At 43.6% G+C, this 20,627-nt stretch carries 14 protein-coding genes; 8 read left to right on the top strand and 6 right to left on the bottom strand.

The annotated features are described in order from the left end of the window. Positions 1–394: 394 nt before the first annotated feature. The 6 genes from F0220_RS20190 to F0220_RS20165 all read left to right on the top strand — a co-directional run bounded on the left by F0220_RS20190 (position 395) and on the right by F0220_RS20165 (position 9,495). Positions 395–1,726, top strand: coding sequence for a WXG100 family type VII secretion target (locus F0220_RS20190; protein ID WP_105599581.1), 1,332 nt, complete (start codon positions 395–397; stop codon positions 1,724–1,726). Positions 1,727–1,745: 19 nt separating this feature from the next. Beyond that, the gene (gene cdiI / locus F0220_RS20185) at positions 1,746–2,123 is read left to right on the top strand and encodes a ribonuclease toxin immunity protein CdiI (protein ID WP_146118061.1); all 378 of its coding nucleotides are present in this window, start codon (positions 1,746–1,748) and stop codon (positions 2,121–2,123) included. Positions 2,124–2,663: 540 nt separating this feature from the next. Further along, positions 2,664–2,906 carry a hypothetical protein gene (locus tag F0220_RS32980; RefSeq protein ID WP_223199733.1) on the top strand — a complete coding sequence of 81 codons (243 nt, stop codon included), beginning with the start codon at positions 2,664–2,666 and terminating at the stop codon, positions 2,904–2,906. A 730-nt stretch (positions 2,907–3,636) separates the two neighbouring features. Then, the gene (locus F0220_RS20175; protein ID WP_105599578.1) at positions 3,637–5,076 is read left to right on the top strand and encodes an ATP-binding protein; all 1,440 of its coding nucleotides are present in this window, start codon (positions 3,637–3,639) and stop codon (positions 5,074–5,076) included. Between the two features lie 272 nt (positions 5,077–5,348). After that, complete coding sequence (locus tag F0220_RS20170) at positions 5,349–9,101, top strand: AAA domain-containing protein (RefSeq protein WP_105599577.1); 3,753 nt, start codon at positions 5,349–5,351, stop codon at positions 9,099–9,101. A 112-nt stretch (positions 9,102–9,213) separates the two neighbouring features. Continuing rightward, positions 9,214–9,495, top strand: coding sequence for a DUF6809 family protein (locus F0220_RS20165; RefSeq protein ID WP_105599576.1), 282 nt, complete (start codon positions 9,214–9,216; stop codon positions 9,493–9,495). Positions 9,496–9,625: 130 nt separating this feature from the next. On the opposite strand, the gene F0220_RS20160 is transcribed toward F0220_RS20165, so the two are convergent. Together F0220_RS20160 and F0220_RS20155 are read right to left on the bottom strand one after the other, a co-directional pair. Then, a complete protein-coding gene (locus F0220_RS20160; RefSeq protein WP_105599574.1) occupies positions 9,626–11,005 on the bottom strand; it encodes a right-handed parallel beta-helix repeat-containing protein in 1,380 nt (459 codons plus the stop codon). Positions 11,006–11,657: 652 nt separating this feature from the next. Further along, entirely contained in the window at positions 11,658–13,250 is a 1,593-nt protein-coding gene (locus tag F0220_RS20155) for a catalase (RefSeq protein WP_105599573.1), read from the bottom strand. A 237-nt stretch (positions 13,251–13,487) separates the two neighbouring features. Between F0220_RS20155 and F0220_RS20150 the strand changes: the two genes are divergently transcribed. Next, a complete protein-coding gene (locus F0220_RS20150; RefSeq protein WP_105599571.1) occupies positions 13,488–15,470 on the top strand; it encodes an ATP-dependent DNA helicase in 1,983 nt (660 codons plus the stop codon). A 161-nt stretch (positions 15,471–15,631) separates the two neighbouring features. Here the strand turns inward: F0220_RS20150 and cysK are convergent, their stop codons facing one another. The 4 genes from cysK to F0220_RS20130 all read right to left on the bottom strand — a co-directional run bounded on the left by cysK (position 15,632) and on the right by F0220_RS20130 (position 18,868). Continuing rightward, positions 15,632–16,588: a cysteine synthase A gene (gene cysK, locus F0220_RS20145; protein ID WP_105599569.1), complete on the bottom strand. Its 957-nt coding sequence runs from the start codon at positions 16,586–16,588 to the stop codon at positions 15,632–15,634. A 161-nt stretch (positions 16,589–16,749) separates the two neighbouring features. Then, on the bottom strand, positions 16,750–17,073 hold the full coding sequence (locus tag F0220_RS20140; protein ID WP_223199731.1) for a YhjD family protein: 324 nt from the start codon (positions 17,071–17,073) through the stop codon (positions 16,750–16,752). Positions 17,074–17,600: 527 nt separating this feature from the next. Then, positions 17,601–17,834: a hypothetical protein gene (locus F0220_RS20135; protein WP_091018200.1), complete on the bottom strand. Its 234-nt coding sequence runs from the start codon at positions 17,832–17,834 to the stop codon at positions 17,601–17,603. Then, a complete protein-coding gene (locus F0220_RS20130) occupies positions 17,831–18,868 on the bottom strand; it encodes a nucleotide-binding protein (RefSeq protein ID WP_051447360.1) in 1,038 nt (345 codons plus the stop codon). Before F0220_RS20130 ends, F0220_RS20135 begins: the two co-directional genes overlap by 4 nt. Positions 18,869–19,815: 947 nt before the next feature. On the opposite strand from F0220_RS20130, the gene F0220_RS20125 reads away from it, so the two are divergent. Next, positions 19,816–20,550 (top strand): YitT family protein, encoded by a 735-nt coding sequence (locus F0220_RS20125; RefSeq protein ID WP_091018198.1) that lies wholly within the window; start codon positions 19,816–19,818, stop codon positions 20,548–20,550. The last annotated feature ends 77 nt before the right edge of the window (positions 20,551–20,627 follow it).

Here is a 20,627-nt window from a genome sequence, read left to right as displayed (position 1 = left end):
TATATGCATTGATATCTTAGGTATGATACGCTCTGATACCCATCTTGATAATATAAGATTCCAAAATAGATATTTAAATTGTAATATATTCCATTTATATAAACATATAGTACCTTTGATCTCCAGTTAAAGTCAAGTTACTTCATTAATGCCATGAATAATTAAAGTCTGTTGTTCGTCGCAGTGAAATGCCACAGTATCCTTTAGTCGTCAAATTGAATGAAAACCCTTTGAAATGTATACACCTACGTAGAGATCGTATGGGGCTGAAGGACGGATATAAATCATTCTGAGCGTGGATTCATGCAGTGAAATCAGGAGGTTAGGCGGATGTATTGTACTAGTACTTCTGCTAACATAGGTTAATCATATATCAGATGAGCGGTGAAAACGGATGAGTACAATTAAGGTGACTCCTGAGCAACTACATCATGTATCCAATCAGGTGGATCAGGCCAGACAACAGTTGGAGCATATTCGCAGTGAACTGACGAGACAGATCATGTTCGTTCAGATGATGTGGATGGGGGCGACGCAGGAGCGATTCTACTATGAGTTTGAACAGTCGCACCCTATATTGGATAAAGCACTGGAGAGTATGGTGGGCATCTCCAAGGAACTCAAGGAGATCGCTACGCGATTTGAGAATGTCGATGCTGAAAAGGTGAGTCTTGGAAGTGCTGTTGGCGCTGTGGGTGCGGGAGTAATGATGAAGACCTTGGGTGATGATGCGGGTACGGAGGATAAAGGCTACCGGATGGCGCAAGTCAATGTGTATGGGAAGCTGATGTGGTTGCCTGTGAACGAGAATGGTGTTACGGATCAGGCAGCCCTTCAGGCATATAAGAAGGATCAGGGGCATTTGGATTTTAATCGGATGCAAGCTACGGATGCTGAAGTGCCAGGGGAAGATATTTATGTGATGCAGATCAAAGCCTTTGAAAATGGAATTCATCCCTTCACAGGCGAGCCTGTATCCGATAAGTATGCTCAGATGATGTTGACTTCTCTGAAGTTCAGTCAGCTATTTATGGCATTTCAGATGGTTCGCGGGAGTATGCCGGGTGGCAAAGGGCCGTTTCGCGTACCTTCTTCTCATCCAGCTGTGGCGAAGATTAAAAAGAATATGGAAGCGGCTGAAGCGAGGAAAGCGAATGAGCAGAAGAAGGGTTCTGAGGGCAAGGGACAAGCAACTAAGACAGTAATAAGTGAACATGTAAGTGATGCTGAGAAATTGCAAAGGCCATATGCTCACCTAGTAAACGTTGATGGATTTAAGAGAGGTAGTAGACCTGGAGTATCAGGTGGTCATAATATGGACAAATTCAATGGGGCCTTACAAGAAGACGCAAATAAGTATGGGCTGAGTGTTAAAAAGGATTATTTTATAGGTGAACCCAAGAAGCACAATGTCGAGGGGATCTACGAGGTGGAGTATCAAATTCCGTCCTTGAAACGAAGTGAATCAGATAAAAGTATTTTTGAACCGATAACGGACTCAAATGGAAATGTGCTTGGGAAGAGAGTGAATGATCCCAAAACAGTATATGATCCTAATATAATCTCTAATGAAAAAATGTATAATTGGGGAAAAGCAGCATTAGAGCCACAGATACAGGCTGGAAACGTGAAAAACGGGATAGTTAAAGGAGAATTAAATGGGCTGAAATTTGTGGGGTTCGTAGATGAAAAAGGGAACATAAAGAACTTTTATCCTGCTTTTTAATTAATATCGGAGGAGAGATATGATGTACAAAATTTTGACAACAAAAGCTGAAATAGATAGATTAGTCGAATCTTATTTCTGGATTATTGATTTTCCGAGAGCTTTAACATACTTCGGAGATCATGAGAGACATGGTTATGGTTCAGGTCCACTGGAGGTACAATTTTCATCCTATCATATGCCAGAAGAGGAAGAGTATATTGGTGATCAGAAAGTGTGTTTTATTGGAGAGCCGCCAGCATATGATGAAGATGTAATTGCAGTGATGGAGCATGATGAATTTTATAACTATTTGATGATTTACAGTGAGAAGTACGTGGAGGAGCACCCAGAAGCTAAACAGGAGATTTATAATTTATTAGATATGGTAAAAAAAAGATTGGGTTTACATTCTTAACTCACTGATTGTGAATCATATATCATTTGCGAAGAACAACGAATGTTCGTTTATTTTATACGTCCATAGTATTCATAGTCCAAGTATTGGGTGTACAGTTTGGAAGATATGCAAGCACTAAAACGTTACCGTATGACCCCGATTGGTGTTATAAAAATCCGAAAGCTCTTCCCACCTGAAATGTTGTGAGGAATGAGCTTTATTTGCATACAGAAAATAAACAAAGAAGGCGAGAGGCCAGCAAATAAGGGTGCTGAATAAATTATTATGGGCTTGATATGATTACATCCGCCTGTCCATTGTATTAAGAAGATTGGAGCTACGAAGATGATTAAGTATTGATATACCATCGAATATAAAGAAGATTTCAACGAAGTTATTCTTGACTTAGGCAGGGATTCATCTTTAAAGAATAGTTATCTGATTAGTAATTCTTTGGGATCAGATATATTTGGAGACTTCGCCACGATCCAGGAAGAGATCGGAAACTTAATCGAATTAATGATAGGGAAAATAACGTTATACGAGGGAGGAGGGAATGTGAACTTAATAAAATCTAACAAGTCTTTTACAACTTTTGAAGATATCTTTGCAGAAGAAGATGAAGAGGACAGTACATGTGAAATTGAGACGTTAGAATATATAAAGATACTATTGTTATGGGCAAAAGAGAACTTTCAATATAAAAGCCAGCGAGGCGTTATCTTGAAAGAAGAAGAGCAAGTAGCATTAGAATGGTTAAACGAAAAATATATTGAGGTCTGTGAGATTGAGGGCCAATAATCGCGAAAGATCGTTAACCATGCTGATTGTTTAATTAGAAACGATTAATGTTGAGTTTCAAGATTCTTTCTGCCGATCCTATGTGTGATGATGATGTATAAAAGATTGATCCTGTCGAATCCAATCAACCCGTCCTACTATGAATGGTTTACAGATTACTTTTTACAGTGTGGTCTAGATTGGCAGGAAGAGGCAAATAAGTTAACGGATCTTTATACGAACGTGACCAACATAGAAGAATGTTAAAACAATTAAATTTATATCATCAGATGAACGGAAAACGTATAAGTACAATCCCAAAGGAGGTATTAAGTCTGTTACTTGATGTAAATTTAAAAGTTGCTGCCGAGTATCCTAAATTAAATATGAAGTTATCTGAAATTTGACCTCATAAAAAGAGAGTGGTAGGCCGCATCGGCTAATTGATGATTCACAATTGAATCTAGTCAACTCAAAAACTTACATGAGTAAGTACAGGTATATCATTGAACTCTACCAAGCGTTAACCTTAACATCTCAAAAATGGGAATCTTTACAGGAAGGTGTTTTGTGAATTAAAATACGAAAAGTAGGATTAGATTATTTTCATTTGAATCACAGTTTATTACAGTATGAGTTGATGAAATGATCATCAGTTCATTGTAAGCTTTTATAGTTTTGCTGGCAGTTGAGTCTCATTCATGACCATACATAACGACAATATGAAATATATCTAAGGAGGAGAACCATAATGGAAGTCGCACGTCAGTTTGACTTAAATATTGAAAAAGTACTTGAACATTGGACCCCTGCCTACGCTTTACGAGAACTAATTGCTAATGCCTTCGATGAATATTTACTATCAGAGACGTCTGTACCAAAGATTTACAAGGATGAGCAGGGAGCATGGCATATTCGTGATTTTGGCCGTGGTTTGCGATATGAGCACTTTACACAAAACGAAAATAAGGAAAAGTTAAATAATCCTGAGATGGTTATTGGAAAATTTGGCGTAGGATTGAAGGATGCAATGGCTACGTTTGACCGTCAAAATATCCAAATCTTGATTCTTTCTCGTCATGCAGATATCACTATGGACAAGAGCAATAAGCATGGATTTGATGATATCGTTACCCTGCATGCTGTAATTCAGTCACCATCTGATCCTACCCTTGTTGGAACTGATGTAATTTTATACGGAGTCAACGATGAGGACATGGAACAAGCTAAAGATTTCTTTCTACATTTTTCAGGGGATGAAATATTAGAAAAAACGTCTTACGGTTCGGTTTTAAAACCAAAGAAAGAGAATAAAGCAAGAATTTATGTGAACGGGCTGTGTGTAGCCGAAGAAGAAAATTTCTTGTTTAGCTATAATATTACCTCTACCAATGCGGCGCTACGCAAAGCTCTCAACCGGGAGCGCACGAACGTCGGGCGCAGTGCTTATACAGATAGAGTGAAATCTATACTACTTGCATGTACTGATTCAGTCGTTGCTAATGAAATGGCTGCGGATCTGAAAAATTACGAAACAGGTTATATTCATGACGAACTCCAATGGACAGATGTCCAACTCCATGCATGTAAAATTTTAAATGCTAACGAAAATGTAATTTTTCTCACGCCTGACCAAATGAGGAATGGTGGTTCTTTAGTCACTCATGCCCAGGATGATGGTTACCGAGTTGTGGTCGTCCCAGAGTCCATTGCTTATAGACTTACAAAACTCCAAGACATAGAGGGGAGTCCTATTCGAGATTTAGAAGGTTATCGAGAAGAGTTTAATACAAGTTTTCATTTTACTTACATACCTGTCTCTAGTTTGTCAAAAGAGGAACAAAAGGTTTTTGCTGTAAAAGATTTAATCTTAAATTGGCTACCCAGTAGTCAGACAAAAAACATAAAAGAAATTAGCATCTCGGAGACGATGCGGGTCGATTATTCTGGTTTTGAAGCACTTGGATTGTGGGAACCTTTAGAAAAGAGGATTACGATCAAACGGAGCCAATTACGTAATGTAATCGATTTTTCAGGCACTCTGTTACATGAAATAGCCCATGCGTATACTGGTGCAGATGATGAATCTTTAGAGTTTGAGAACGGATTAACTCAAATGCTTGGTCAACTAACATCTTATGCTATTAAAAATGAACCACGAAAGAAATTTTTAGGTTTATTTAAGTTGTAAAACGGATATCATTTAGGGTTATAATTGAATTGAAGATATTTTTCTTGTTACACAATGTTACTTGCACCTACAATTACCACTATGTGGCCCAGCTTATGCTGGGTCTAATTTTATGTAACTTGACGAGTCACCGTCTTCAGCTGTCAATGCTGTTGTCGGTGTACTACTTTTGATTACCTGTCAATTTTCTGTTATACTTCGCTGTTTGTTCAGTTTTCTTGTGTAATATAATACCATATTGATATAATTTCTGTTTTAAGGAAGTGAAAACATTGAAAGATCAGTTAGTGCATATGCGTGACAAGCTAAACAATATCAATAAACGTAATCGCTCTATTCGATTATTAAAGATCTATCAAAAATGGAGCTTTGACCTTTCTATGATAGATATTGTGGAAACAAAGCAAGAAACGGAATCAATTCTAAAGGGAATTTTAGAACAGAGGATCAAAGAAAAAATCACCTTACTGAAACCATCAATTGATAATGAAAAATCAATAAGTTTATCCAAAAAGCTTACAGACCTCTATCGTCAAATTAAAGCGACAGAAGATGAATCAGGTGTCCACGATTTATACTTAGGCTATCCATTTTTATCAGGAACTCTTTTTGATGGTACCTTTATTCAAGCCCCTCTTTTTTTATTTCCAATCCGATTAGAGAAAGACAACACAAAACTACAAAAATGGGTGATACAACTCGAAGAAGGTGGCCCGCAGCTCAATAGAACGCTTTTCCTGGCCTTAAAGAAACTAAATCAACTTAATTTCCCAGAAGAGATTTTTGAAGAGGCTGTCTCAGTTGCAGGTTCTATGGATTTTAAAGAAGTTATCGATTTCTTAGGAAAGCAACAGCTAAAGGTCGAATATACAGAAACGGGGCTAAGTCGCTTAAAAGAGTACATGTCTAATGACATTCCAGAAGTAGCAAATATGACATTGCTGGAAAATGCAGTGATAGGAGATTTTCCGCAAGGAGGGTCAGCCATTGTTCGTGATTTTGATGAATTAATTCATTTAAATGAGACCAGCTCTCTTGCATTAGTGGGAGAAATGATTGATTTTAATAATAACTCTTTAAGGGATGAAGGGTTACTGGCTAATCCAGTGAAACTTGATGAGCGAGTTGATATTAAAGGTGACATTTTAAATGTATTGCAAAGTGATGGTTCGCAAGAGGAAATTATTCGAGAAGCCCGTTTTCAAAAAGGTCTAGTCGTCCACGGACCTCCAGGAACGGGTAAATCCCAAGTTATTGTAAATTTAATTACGGATGCTCTACATAGGAAGAAAAAAGTTCTTGTAGTCTGTCAAAAACGAGCTGCATTAGATGTAGTTTATCAACGGATGAATACACTGGGTTTAAGTGATCATATTGCTCTGGTGCACGATGAAAATATTGATCGAAAATCGCTTTATAAAAAGATAACGACAGTATTAGAGCATAACGATTTGCAATTTGCTGAAGCTGTAGAAGAATTAATAAACGTTACCTCAAGGCTGAATGAGCAAGAAAAATTACTTAATACAATCGCAAAAGCACTTTACGAAAAGCAACCGTTTGGTTACAGATTGTATGAACTTTATGGCCTATCCAATCCTATTATCGATTCGAACAAGATCATTTCGCTACAAAGTGTTTCTGATCAGTTGGCGAAGGATTCTTTTCCTAAAATGACGGAGGCTATATTCACCTATGGAGAATGGTATGAGTTGTATGGAAAAGAACATTATCCGCTTCGTGATCGTAAAAGTTTTGCTGACTTTGATATAAAAAAGAAACTGGACACGATTAAAAAATTGGAAGATTTAATCGACAAAGCAAAAATAGCCATAGCTATTATCGAAAAGCTAGGTCTGATAAAGTTCACTCCTGCTTATGCTTGGGAAGTACAACAAAAGATAAACAAAATATACCCAGAACTTGATGGAGAGCAAAAGCGTTCGTTTCTAGGGCTACGCTTATTCTGGTGGACCAGGATTACAGGCAAGTCCATTATTGATAAGATTCTGAATGGAGAGGTGTTCAAAGGGACGAATTCAAGCGAGTGGGTAAAGATTAAAAAGATTTTGAAGAACACGCACGATTTAGGCAAATTAACCATGACACTAACAGAAGAATTGAATGCATTACGTTCTATAGTTAAGGAAGAACATGTAGTCAGATTACAGGAGAGAGTAGCGGACGGCGATATCCCTTTAGAAGAATTAATCTTGTTTTTAGAATATTTCCAGCAAGATTTTGATGATTTGAAATCAATGGATACGTTCTGGAAGCAGTCCAGTAGTGAAATAAAAAGTGTTATTTTAGTGTTGCAGGAAAAAGAAGTCGATTATGAACAGTCGCTCAATAAGTTTTGGGTGGAAATTTTTAAAAATTCAGCATATATACACTGGATTGATCAAATTGAAGCGAAATATCCCGATGTTCAAAAGATTTCTACAAATGAATTTAAGAGAATACGCCAATCATTTGCACAATTATTGGAAGAGAAACGGAAAGTATCCGCAAAATATTTAATTAACGAATTAAAAAATCATGTGAATCTTTTACAGCTTAATAAAGGACAATTTACAAAAGAGTTAAAACATCAAACGGGTAAAAAGAGATTAATTTGGCCTCTTCGTAAGTTAGTAAACCAATTTAGCGATAACGTATTAGCAGATATTTTACCCGTTTGGCTGGCTTCGCCAGATGTGGTGTCTTCTATTTTTCCTCTTCAAGAGGGAATGTTTGATATCGTTATCTTTGACGAAGCTTCGCAATTAACCGTTGAAAGTAGTATGCCTTCTGTATACCGTGGTAAGCAAATCATTGTAGCTGGGGATGAAAAGCAACTTCAACCATCTAACTTGTTTAGATCCGGCTATGCAGATGACGAAGAAGATGACGAAGCAAAGTATGATGTCGACGAGTCTGTAAGCTTACTCAATCTAGCGAAAAGACGCTTTCCAGAAAAAATTTTACAGTGGCATTATCGTTCAAAATATGAAGAACTAATTAACTTCTCTAACCATGCTTTTTATAATGGGTATGTCCAAATTGCACCAAACGTTACTCCGTTTAAGAAACCTCCTGCAATTGTCTGGAAGAAGGTAAACGGCAGATGGTTGAACCAATCGAACGAGGTCGAAGCCTTGGAAGTTGTTATGCAGTTGAAAAAGATATTAATCGAACAAGATCAAAAATCGGTTGGTATTATTACTTTCAACGCGAAACAACAGTCTAAAATTCTTGACGTGATTGATAAAACAGTATTAGAAGACGAAGAGTTCAGGGTACTTTACACAGAACAAATGGCTCGTGACTTAGATGAAAGGCTCTTTGTCAAAAATATTGAGAATGTCCAAGGTGACGAGCGAGATATCATCATTTTCTCTATCGCATACGCTAAAAATGAAGATGGTAAAGTGTATAACCGTTTTGGAACACTCAATCAAAAGAATGGTGAAAATCGACTTAATGTGGCGATTACACGTGCTAAGGAAAGTATAACAGTGGTTTCCAGCATTGAGCCTGAGGATTTAAATGTAGCAAATGCCTCTGAACCAGGTCCTAGGCTATTCAAAAGTTACCTAAAATATGCTAGAGCCGTGTCTGGAAATAAAAATGAAGATATCAAATCAGTGATCCAAGAGATCAATGAAACAATAAGCACGCAGACAGTTCAACAATCCGTGCAATTCGATTCTCCATTTGAAGAACAAGTGTATCAGCAACTACGTAACTTGGGATATGAGCTGACTACTCAGGTGGGGATGTCGGGATATCGAATTGATATGGCAGTTGTCCATCCGAATGATTCTTCCAGGTATATTCTAGGTATAGAATGTGATGGGGCTATGTATCACAGTTCGCCAAGTGCTAGAGAACGTGATGTTTACAGACAAAGATATCTGGAATCAAGAGGCTGGATCATTGAGCGAATCTGGAGTAGAAACTGGTGGAAGAATCCTGTGAATGAAATAGAGAAAATAGATCAACGAATTAAAGAATTAGTTCGAAAGGGAGAGAGCAATTTCTAATAAGAGCTTAGTTTTTCTTCTGAATGAACTAAAGACTGATTTAGCGGATTTCCCGCTAAATTCCTATCTCACCTCATCTCTTGATGTACAATCTTCCTGAGGTGACCTTATCATGAAAGATAATATGTCAAACCTGATTGAGGATTTGTTTCACGGGAACCTGCGGTTGGACGAGTCGATTCATCCTGAACAAACTGAGTATCAGGAGATCAATCGCCAGATATCGGACCTGATGCAGGATTACAAAACACAGCTTACGGGGAAGGAATACGATGCTTTGGAGCAACTCATAGACTTGATCGGACAGTCCACATCCATGTATGTGGAAGCAGCGTTTGAGCAAGGTTTTCGCACAGGCGGCAGACTGATGATTGAGATTTTAGCCAAACCGTGAGTATCTACTTCATAAGCCAGCAGACAATACAGAGCAATTCAAAAATCCCCTCCTCCATTACCACCGATCAGGCTGGAATGGGAGAGGGGATTTTGCTATTAATTTATTCTTTTATCATATTACCTACCACTTACCGCGCCCCAATATTCGTACCCGAAGGTGTACCCGATCCAATCAGATCACTGCCACCAGCAAGCTTCAGGAAATTACCCAAGACAGGTGTTCCGTCCGCGCTACGTGTTACCGAAGGCACGAGGGAGACAAAGTCGGCTGTGCTGGCGAGCAGGCCTTTGGCGTTCTCGCTTTTTTTGTTTTTCCACCAGACGTTGGTACTGCTGACGTCGGTTCCGCTTGTTTTGTCACTGGCGCCGCCTTGGAAGGACAGGTTGTTGGTGAAGATGTGGGTGCCTACATCAAAGGCAAAGTTGCTTTGCCCGTTGTTCCAGGAGGTGTTATTTTTCATCTGGATCGAACCGGGATTGCTGTTGTAGGTGAAGCCGTGCTTTTTGTTATTAAAAGCAATATTGTTCTCAACGATATGATTCACCGCAATTTTCTCGCCTCCGAGCTTGAAGCCGTTGCCATCGCTGTTAGAGGTGGAGGTACCGTCTGATGTTGCACCGTTAGCGTAGGCGATGCTGTTGCGGATTGTGACCGCGCCGATGGCGCCTGTGTCCGTTTTGCTATACAGATCCCAGCCATCGTCCACGTTATAGGCGGCAATACAACCGTCGAAGACGTTGCCCGGGCCAACGGTCAGTTTGGCGGCAAAACCGTCTGCATCCTCACCGTCATCCGGGTCATAGTTGTTGTGGGAGTAGGAACGAATCACTTCATTATACGCAGGCCATTCACTCTTGGCGGCGGTGGAAGCATAACGTCCCATTTGAATCCCCGTATCCCGATTGTGATGGGCTTCGATCTGTTCAAGGCGGTTGTAGCTGCCTCCGATGAAGATTCCGTTGTCACCCGCACCTTTCACCTCAAGACCTTTGACGAACCAGTAGTCTCCGAACATTTGCAGTCCACGATTGGTGGAAGCGAAGGCTTGAGCGGAGAAATCAAAGACTGGTTTTTCCGATCCATACGCTACCAGATTTTTACGTTGTGAGGAGGTGCCGCTGTTACCGCGTTCAATGGTAATGGTTTGCGAGAAGCTGTAGGTTCCTCCGCGCAGATAGATCGTTTTACCCGGGGCGATCTGGGTCAATGCGTTGGCCAGCGACGTTGGACTATTTATGGTCCCCGGATTGCTGGCTGAGCCGTTAGGGGAGACATAGAGATCACCCGCAGCAAGTGTCACACTTGAGGTAGCCACGGCTTCTGATGGATTATTCTGCAAGCTGCTCTCGATTACATCCGCCGCGCTAACCGATCCACCACCAATTAATAAAAGAGGGAATGCGGCACTCAGACAGATCTGGGCCATTTTTGATTTGAGGGAACGCTCCTTCAGGGAATGTACAGATCGTGCAGACACATGAGTAGATGTGGATGGGAATAATTTCATTAATAGACCTCCTTGGTTAATGGAAAATAGAATGCGTGAGCTGTTGCGGTATGCCGGACAGATGCATCGATGAAGTAGATCATTGCGATGGAATGAATACTCTCTGTACAGCATAGTTTTATGGTAAATGTTGTAAACGTTATCTTCAATAATCATTTGATCAGATGGGTCTAGACACAGGCAGGTTAGGCGTAGTCGCTCCCATTGCTTGGGGTTTCACAGGTTACATGTAATCCTGACATTGGTTGGTAGCCCTGATTTAACGATGAATCATCTGAAATGAACCTAGAGATGCACGCTTTTACAACCCTCAAGGCACGAGACTCACCCTCAATCCACCCAAATGAACTTCGCATTTTCAAAAAAGAGTAGCACGCATCCAATAGGGGCATAAACGTAATCCGTTCCCTCTATCGAAATGATGGGGCAATCAACGCATAACAAAAAGCCCCATAGCGGCTGCCAGAGGCAACGAGACTATTGGGGCGATGTTCGAAGTGGCATTATCTGTTCATTGTAGGCATTGTCCTTCATGGCAAGGCTTATCGAATCAAGCGATGTGCTCCATTAAACCAACGCTGGTACTTATCGTCCGAACAATCTCATGCATTATAAGCGATGCATAGACGAAAGTTCTACAACGCTGCCCACTTTAATATCCGTCCGTCTCCCGGCTGCGTTTCTTCGCTTGCTCGACACTTGGTTCATGTTTCGGTTGGACTGTCGCACTATCATCGGTAGGCACTGACGCCAGTCCTTCCGCTACACGACGACCGTAATCGGCATCCGCTTGGGTAAAATGAGAGATCATGCGCTCCCGGATATCCGGTTTGCATTGGGCCAGAGCATCGACCATGTTGCTGATCAGCTCATCCCGCTCCCAATCCTCGAATGCCCGGTAGGTATCCCCGGCTTGTCCAAAATCATTCGTACGTTCGATTTTCTCGCGGACAAGTCGGCCTTCCACCAACGGTTCATGTTCCGGACCACGTGGCGCCGCTTCTTTTAACCCGCCAAGAGAGGAGGGTTCGTAGTTCACATGCGGATTCTGACCAGGTGCACGATCCACCTGATATTGCATCTGCCCGCCGCTCTGATTGGTCGCAACACGGTTCTTCGGCGCATTCACAGGCAGTTGCAGGTAGTTCGCACCGACCCGGTGACGCTGGGTATCCGAATAGGAGAAGGTACGTCCTTGCAGCAGCTTGTCATCCGAGAAATCCAGACCGTCCACTAATACACCGGTGCCAAATGCCGCTTGCTCCACTTCATTGAAATAATCCTCGGGATTGCGGTTGAGCGTCATTTTGCCCACAGGCAGAAACGGAAACTGATCCTGTGGCCACAACTTGGTTGGGTCCAGCGGGTCAAAGTCCAGCTCCGGATGCTCGCCATCTTCCATCACCTGAACGCACAGCTCCCATTCGGGATAATCGCCTTGTTCAATGGCATGATACAGATCCAGCGTGGCATGGTTGAAATTCTGCCCCTGAATCTCGCTCGCATCTTTTTGCAACAGGTTACGTATGCCTTGATTGAGCGGTTCCCAGTGGTATTTGATGAGCACGCCCGTGCCTTCCTCATTGACCCATTTGTATGTATTGACACCTGATCCTTGCATCTGGCGATAATTGGCCGGAATACCCCAAGGGGAGAAAAGGAACGTCACCATATGGGTAGCTTCGGGACTGAGTGAGACAAAATCGAAAAACCGCTCCATATCCTGTGCATTGGTCAACGGGTCTGGCTTGAAGGCATGTACCATGTCCGGGAATTTGAGCGGATCACGAATGAAAAAGATTTTCAGGTTGTTACCGACGAGATCCCAGTTGCCATCTTCGGTATAAAATTTCACGGCAAAGCCACGCGGGTCCCGCAGCGTCTCGGGAGAATGTCCACCGTGAATAACCGTTGAGAATCGAACGAATACGGGGGTTTCTTTTCCTTTTTCCTGAAACAGACGTGCCCGTGTATACTTCGATACCGGTTCATTCCCGGCCGTGCCATACGCTTCAAATACGCCATGAGCACCAGCACCCCGGGCATGCACAACCCGTTCTGGAATGCGTTCGCGGTCGAAGTGAGTGATCTTTTCGAGAAAATGATAGTTCTCCAGTGTTGTCGGTCCACGGCTGCCAACGGTTCGTACGTTCTGATTGTCCGTGATGGGGTGACCCTGTCGGTCCGTTAAAGTCTCGCTTGATTGGTCTGAGGAATGCTCGGATTGTGAAGAATGGTTATCCATGGAGTGGAACGCCACCTTTCCTTAAGTTGGATTCCTGTATATATTTTCCCTGTGGGCAGGTTCTATACATCGTGGCAACCAACGAACATCTAAGCGACCTTTAGAAAACCTATCCAACTGCCCTTCGAGCTCCCTCGTAAAAAAAGCTTGTCACCCGCCTCGCTGCGTGAGATAATTAACTTTTGTCCAGCGGCCTTTTTGGAACGGGAAAATGAAATAGGACCGCTTTGTCTAAGAATGGAGGCTGACCTAGGATTGTCTACACAACGTTATCCTTTTGCATATGATCCGGCTGAACCTTTTGTATCCCGTCTGGGAGAGTGGGTTGCCGATGTTTTTTACGATATTTTGCCTGAGTTCGGCTTCGAGGTACGGGATGAACAGATTTTTATGGCGTACCAGCTCGAACGGGCCTATGGAGATAAAAAGACCATTATGGCGGAGGCCGGAGTAGGAACAGGCAAGACGTTAGTCTATCTGCTCTACGCGGTCTGTTATGCACGTTATACGGGCAAACCGGCGGTGATCGCCTGTGCCGATGAGTCCTTGATCGAACAGCTTGTGAAGCCCGGCGGAGATATTGCAAAACTGGCTGCACATCTGGACTTGGAAGTGGACGCACGTCTGGGTAAGTCCCCGGACCAATACGTCTGTCTGAACAAATTAAGTGCGGTGCGATTCGCCGATGAGGATGCGCCTGTTATTGAAGAAGTGCACGAGAGCCTTCCGGATTTTGTGAATACGCCGGGTACGCTTCAGGCTTTCCATCCGTATGGTGACCGCAAACAGTACCCACATCTGAACGATCGTCAATGGAACAAAATCAACTGGGACCCGTTCCAGGATTGTTTTGTTTGTCCAAAACGTCAACGCTGCGGTCTGACGCTGTCGCGTGACCATTACCGTCGTTCCAAAGACATCATCATCTGTTCCCATGATTACTACATGGAGCATGTCTGGACCTATGATGCACGCAAACGCGAGGGACAACTGCCCCTGCTGCCTGATCACAGCTCGGTTGTATTTGATGAAGGACATTTGCTGGAAGAAGCAGCCCTGAACGCACTGAGTTACAAGCTGAAACACCGCATCTTCGAGGAACTCGTGACTCGCCTGCTTGAAGGAGAGATTCGTGAATCCCTCGCCGAGCGTGTGGATGAAGCGATTGAGAGCAGTGAACGCCTGTTTGCGTTGCTCGATACGTATACGGTGGCGATTCCGGGATCGGAACGGAAAGAAGTTCGAGTAGAAGCTCCGCTTCTGCGTGAGATTGAACGTCTGACCAGTGTGCTGGATGCGATCGGTGAAGAGTTGGTATTCGAGAGCGGATTGTTCTCGCTGGACGGTTATCAGATGCGTGTCGTGGAAGAACATCTGGACATGATTCAGTCTGCACTTGCTTTGTTCCGTAAGGAAGATGGTTACATCTGTTGGGCAGAAGAGAGCGAGGATGAGACGACCTTATCGATCATGCCGCGTACCGTGAAGGAAATGCTGAATGAGCGTGTGTTCAACACAGGTATTCCAATCGTGTTCTCCTCTGCAACGTTATCTGTGGATAGTTCATTCCGTTATGTGGCGGACAGCCTGGGCATTGATGATTTTGTATCGTTCTCGGTGGCTTCCCCGTATGATTATGCGGACAAAATGAAGATGAAGATTACCGATGAAGCTATACCGGGTCATCCCGAAAATGAAAATCGCATGCGCGATGCGGTGTCCATGCTTCAGGAGAGTGGAGGACGTGCGCTCATCCTGTTCCGTACGATGGAGGAATTGCGTGCGTTCAAGCAGGATATCGTTCATGTGCCTGAAGCAGAAGGTTTGCGCTTTATGTATGAGGGTGACCGGGAGATCAGCGATCTGATCGCGGCGTTCCAGCAGGATGAGGAGAGTGTGCTGTGCTCCGTTAATCTGTGGGAAGGGCTGGACGTTCCAGGACCGTCATTATCCAACGTGATGATCTGGTCGCTCCCGTATCCGCCACAGGACCCTGTCTTCAATGCAAAACGCAGTGCGTCAGCTGCACCATACGAAGAGATCGATCTTCCGTATATGCTCTTGCGTGTGAAGCAAGGTCTTGGACGTCTGATCCGGACAAGCACGGATTCCGGTTCTGCGGTCATTCTCGATGAATCCCTGTATACCAAAAAGGATGCCAAAGACCGCATTGCGGCTCTGCTTCCCGAAGGCGTGGAATGGACAACCCTGACACACTAACCAGCTTACGTTAGATGTTCTTGCTTTATTTTTGATGATAAAGTTTCTTACCAAAATAAGTTCTTGTTCTCTGCGGATTCATCATCCGTATGTGAGCAAGAGCTTATTTTTTTATTTTGATGGTTTCCTTTAATGTACTTTGTGTACGGATTTTTTCTTTGTTAAAAAATACCCATGCTCAGATACCGTTCCCCTGTATCCGGCGCAATGCAGAGCACCCGGTGCCCCTGCCCCAGTTCCTTCGCGATGCGAAGGGAGGCCCACACCGAAGCGCCAGAGGAAGGGCCGAGCAACAGCCCTTCCCGGGCAGCAAGCTGCCGCATCGTATCCAGTGCGTCCTCATCGGACACCTGGATGATGGCATTCCACACGTCGGTATTCAGGATGTCCGGAATGAACCCCGGACTTGTACCGACGAGCTTGTGTGGTCCGGGCTCGCCACCGGACAACACTGGAGAACCTTTGGGCTCCACCGCATAGATACGGATATCGGGCAACTGCTTGCGCAGTTCTTCCCCGGTTCCCGTAATGGTTCCGCCAGTTCCCGCCGTAGCGATGAAGGCGTCCAGCCTGCCTTCCATCTGCTGCATGATTTCGGGAGCGGTGGTGATCCGGTGAATATCCGGGTTCGCCGGATTCTCGAATTGCTGGGGAATGAAACTGCCCGGAATGTCGGCCTGAAGCTCCTTTGCTTTGCGGATCGCACCCGGCATCCGTTCCGCAGCGGGGGTGAACACCACATCTGCGCCATAGGCTTTCAGGATGTTGATGCGTTCCTTGGACATATTGTCCGGCATGATTAGGATCGCTTTGTATCCTTTGGCAGCAGCGTTCATGGCCAAACCGATGCCCGTGTTGCCACTGGTTGGTTCAATAATGGTTGCACCGGGAAGAAGCAGTCCTGCACGTTCAGCTTGAACGATCAGGTTATATGCGGCACGGTCTTTGACACTGCCGCTGGGGTTGAAGTATTCCAGTTTCACGTATACGTCAGCAGAGTCGCTGCCTGTGAGCCGGTTCAGTTTAACTGCGGGTGTCTGGCCGATTAATTCGGTCACATCTGCGGCAATGCCTGTATGTGCGGGTGTTCGTTTAATCGAATGTGTATTCGAATCCATGAAGTACAGCTCCTTGATTGATAAGACGTTGAGAGATATCCAGTTGAAATCAATTCATGACTTATTGGAATGGTGGGGTATCTCTCCTCCATCTTAATGAACGTAACCTTCCGTGGTCAACCTGTTTTGCTGGGGATGGGTTCAATATTGTTAGAGTTTTATCAAGTCTGCGCCAAGTCCATCTGCAGATGCCGACTGAGTTCTTTTTTGACTTCATTGCGTGCGAACGTCCATAACATGTAGAACCGTTGCCAATACCCCCTGCACATATACAGAGTTTCGATACCATCAGCTTCACGATTCTCTTCCAGAACTTTAACACCGCGAATTCTCATCTGCTTGCGAAGACCCAACATCTCCTTGAGCACATTGTTCTGAATACGGGTCAGCGACAGAATGTAGACTTCAGGCATCTTAAGCATAAGTGTATCTAACGTTCGAATATCTCGCTCAAGTACATCCAGCAATAGTGTCCGTACAACCAAACCTTTAATTAGACGATGGTCTTCATCCGCAGGGGATGGGGCGGAAGTTGAGGATGTAATATGTTCACTTCCTTAACCTTTAATTGGAATTTTTTATTTACAGAACATGTGTTCCTATATTATAATCAATATATGTAATGGAGATACACAATACAACCGAGAAATATTGGAAGTAAGCATTAACGTATATTCCTGAGGATACAGATCGTGAATGAGGCTATGGATTTAAGGACAAGCCCGCTCCAAAATTAGGTATAATTTATGGGTTTTGCAGGAAACCTAAGGCCATAAACCAAATAAGCCCTATGCAATGCAGTCTGCTACAGAAGTAATTACAAGCAAATGAGTTACTACAATGAATTGCGATCATGATTCGAGGCTGTCTTGCTTAACACGATGGCACCAGGTCAACGAGTAGAAGCAGTTTTATTTTAGCGAAAATGAGCAACAAAAAAGCCCCTGCCTTGGGCGGCGGGGCCTATGGAATACTGCCGATTCAGCGGCAGGTTTGATGATGTGTTCAGAAATTAAGCAAGATATTGAGGCTTTTCGTAGAACGCCTCTTTTTCAAGGATGACCTTATAAGGTCTTTCCTTGCCCTTCAGGGAGGGCCCAATGGTCGTTAGCGGTACGGCCGGCTTGTGGAAACGATCTTCTTCCTTGGGTTCCGGAACCGGTCGTGATGATTCGGGCGCAGAACTGAGGCGTACCTTTTTTTCGTTGCCCCAGCGCTTGCTTATTTTTTTCGTTTCCGGTTTCATTCCGGTTCGCCTCCTAACAAATCGTTGATGGCGTTGAACAGTTGACGATTCTGTAGGTCAATCTGCTGAAATACCGCCTCATCCGCTTCAATATGTCCAATAATGTGAACGGTGATTACATACCTCTTGGCTACAGGATAGCATAGCAGATACTCTTTCTCAAGGTAATCATCATACAGGTTGATCTTGATCTTGTTCTCCCGGTAAGAATCAATCACCAGGATGCGCTTGGGATCATCCGGTTGTTTGTCGTCGTTAGCGGACAAGTCATACTTTCTTCCCGGTTCTCCAACATTACCACATAATTGCTCAATATAACCACTGTCATCTGTACGGTATATGGCTGTGCCACGTACGGCAAATGGAGGATGAGAGACAAAGGCGGTACGCAGGGCATCACTCATTCGCTCCAGCATCTTGGCATCTGCTTTGCGGGTGCGCAGCAATTCCCTAAAGAACCGCAGCAACTTAAGCAGTTGTAACCTCGCTTCTCCCTCAGTGCGTTTATGCTTCTCAATAATGTTCTCCAATTCTGGATCACTCCAGCGTCCTTGTTCCTCAATACTGTCTGCAATCTTGGAACATGCCACGGACACGGCTGGTGCCCACTTTCCGTCAGAACGGATTTCATATACGAGTGGATTTAACCCCAGCAGATCTGTGGGCATACGCAATCCTTCGACCTTGGTTGTGTCCTTGATGTCTGTAATATCCTCAGGAAGAATGAAAAAAATACGTTTTCGTCCCAGACGACCCATAAACAGACCCATTTCCAGCATTGTATTATCCCGGACCGACGCGTAGTACTTCCCGCGAATTTTGGATATATCATCCGGATGAAAAATAAAAATGGCAAAGTCAGTCGTACGGACCTCTACTTCCAGATCGTCCATGGTATAGCTGCTTGGATTAAAAACCCCGGAATACCAAGGGGTAACTTCGGCTGAAAAACGTAAGTTTTCGTGTACTGCGGCTGCAATCGGCTTCGCTTCCAGCGAGCAGCCAATAAAGACTCTTGGCTTTAACGTTTTCATCAATCCGCCTCGCTTAAACGGTAGTGGGATTCAATTGTTATATTATACCATAAACAGCAGAGTAAGTCTGGAAACGTCTGAACTGGACAAAGAATAAGCCGATTACGTTTGCTATAGTGTATGTTTGAAAGGAAAATGATTCCTTTAAAAAGGGCCAAAAAATAAAAAAAGGCCCCAATTTGTCACAGTTGGGTGACTGACAGTTATTTTTGGAAGCTTTGGTCATAGAATAAAGGAGCAGGTTGCACCATTAGCAAGCATTGCTTATCCTGGTGTTGCCGTATGACTGCTGGAGCAGTCCAAAGGCTGCTTTATGCCTGTTTTTGAGGGGTCTGCTGTTTAGACCCGGTCACGTTGGTGTTATATAATAGAAGAACAAGCAAGTTAGCTTTGGTGTTTAAACTGAATGAACTTGCAACTGCTGTAAGTTGGATTACAATTTACACAGGAACGAAGAGTGCAGAACCCATCTGTAGAAGTGAAGCGTTCGCCTGAAAGCTTTTTGAATGAAAGCAGCTTGGGAAGCATAAGCGATCACCGGATTTTCCCCAGAGGGAAAATGGAATTCCAAAAATCCGGGGATAACCGCGATCGAAAGAGGGTACTGTAATCCAAGTGTAAGTGTACAATTAAATGTTCAAGTTTATGCATTGTAGTTATTTTTCAGTTTAACTGAGCACAGCTAACCACAACAGAACAGAAAGGATCAGGATACCATGAGTTCCCGAAGGACAATCTCCCCAAGGACGATCTGGAAACGTTACGATCTCTCATACACATAGCGCCCCTTGTAGAGTACACCAACCGGTTCAAAAAAACGGCTGACTCTGCGAAAGAGGGGATTGGAATGAATATTCGAAGGACGTACACGATGAGTTCTTCCAGGCTTACCTTTTGCAGGGTACGGTCGGTCTAAAAACCAACCTACAAACTGCGAGGGAACCTGAATGAAGAGAACATCGTTAACCTTACAACACGTTAAAACAGAGGCGATCAAATTCGCCATTATGCTGCTCGGTACATTTATTTTAGCTTTTGCTTATTATCACATTAACTTTCAGAATCATTTATCGGAGGGCGGATTTGTTGGTCTGGCCCTGCTCGGAAAATACGCAACAGGCTTATCACCTGCTATCGGTATGTTGTTACTGGACATTCCGGTCATGATCCTGGCTTGGTTCCTCAAAGGCTGGAAATTCATGATTCAGGCATTGCTTGGCGTCGCTGCATTTTCCCTATTCTATGACGGCTTTGAACGATACTCCACACTGGTATTGTCGTTTAACGGAAATCTGTGGATTCCGGCAGTTCTATCCGGTGTATTGACAGGGGTAGGCGCTGGGATCGTGCTTCGATTCGGCGGAGCGACAGGCGGCGATGATATTCTCGCCGTGCTGGTTAGCCGCTGGAAGGGATGGAAGCTGGGAACCGTTTTCTTTGTCAGCGATGCTTTTGTATTGGGATTGTCGCTTTTCTTTCTTCCGGTAAAAGAAACTTTATATACGATTCTGGCCGTATGGATTGCCAGCAAAGTCATCACGTACGTCGTTAGTGTTCCGGCTCGCGGAACCGTGGTTACAACTTCAGCTGTGAAATTGCCGATGCCATCGGCTGCAGCCAAGGCAGTTAACGCTGCTGCTATTTCACAACGGACTACGGTGGCTAGAGGGGTATCCAATTAACCATACGTTTCAGAACAACCATAACCTGTATGCATCATATTCAGGTCTTGATCGTTAACGTTCATATAAAATCCCTT

The sequence above is a fragment of the Paenibacillus sp. 37 genome (genome assembly GCF_008386395.1).
GTDB lineage: Bacteria > Bacillota > Bacilli > Paenibacillales > Paenibacillaceae > Paenibacillus > Paenibacillus amylolyticus_B.
Note: the sequence above shows the minus strand (reverse complement) of the source record. Positions and strands in the feature narration are given on the sequence as shown.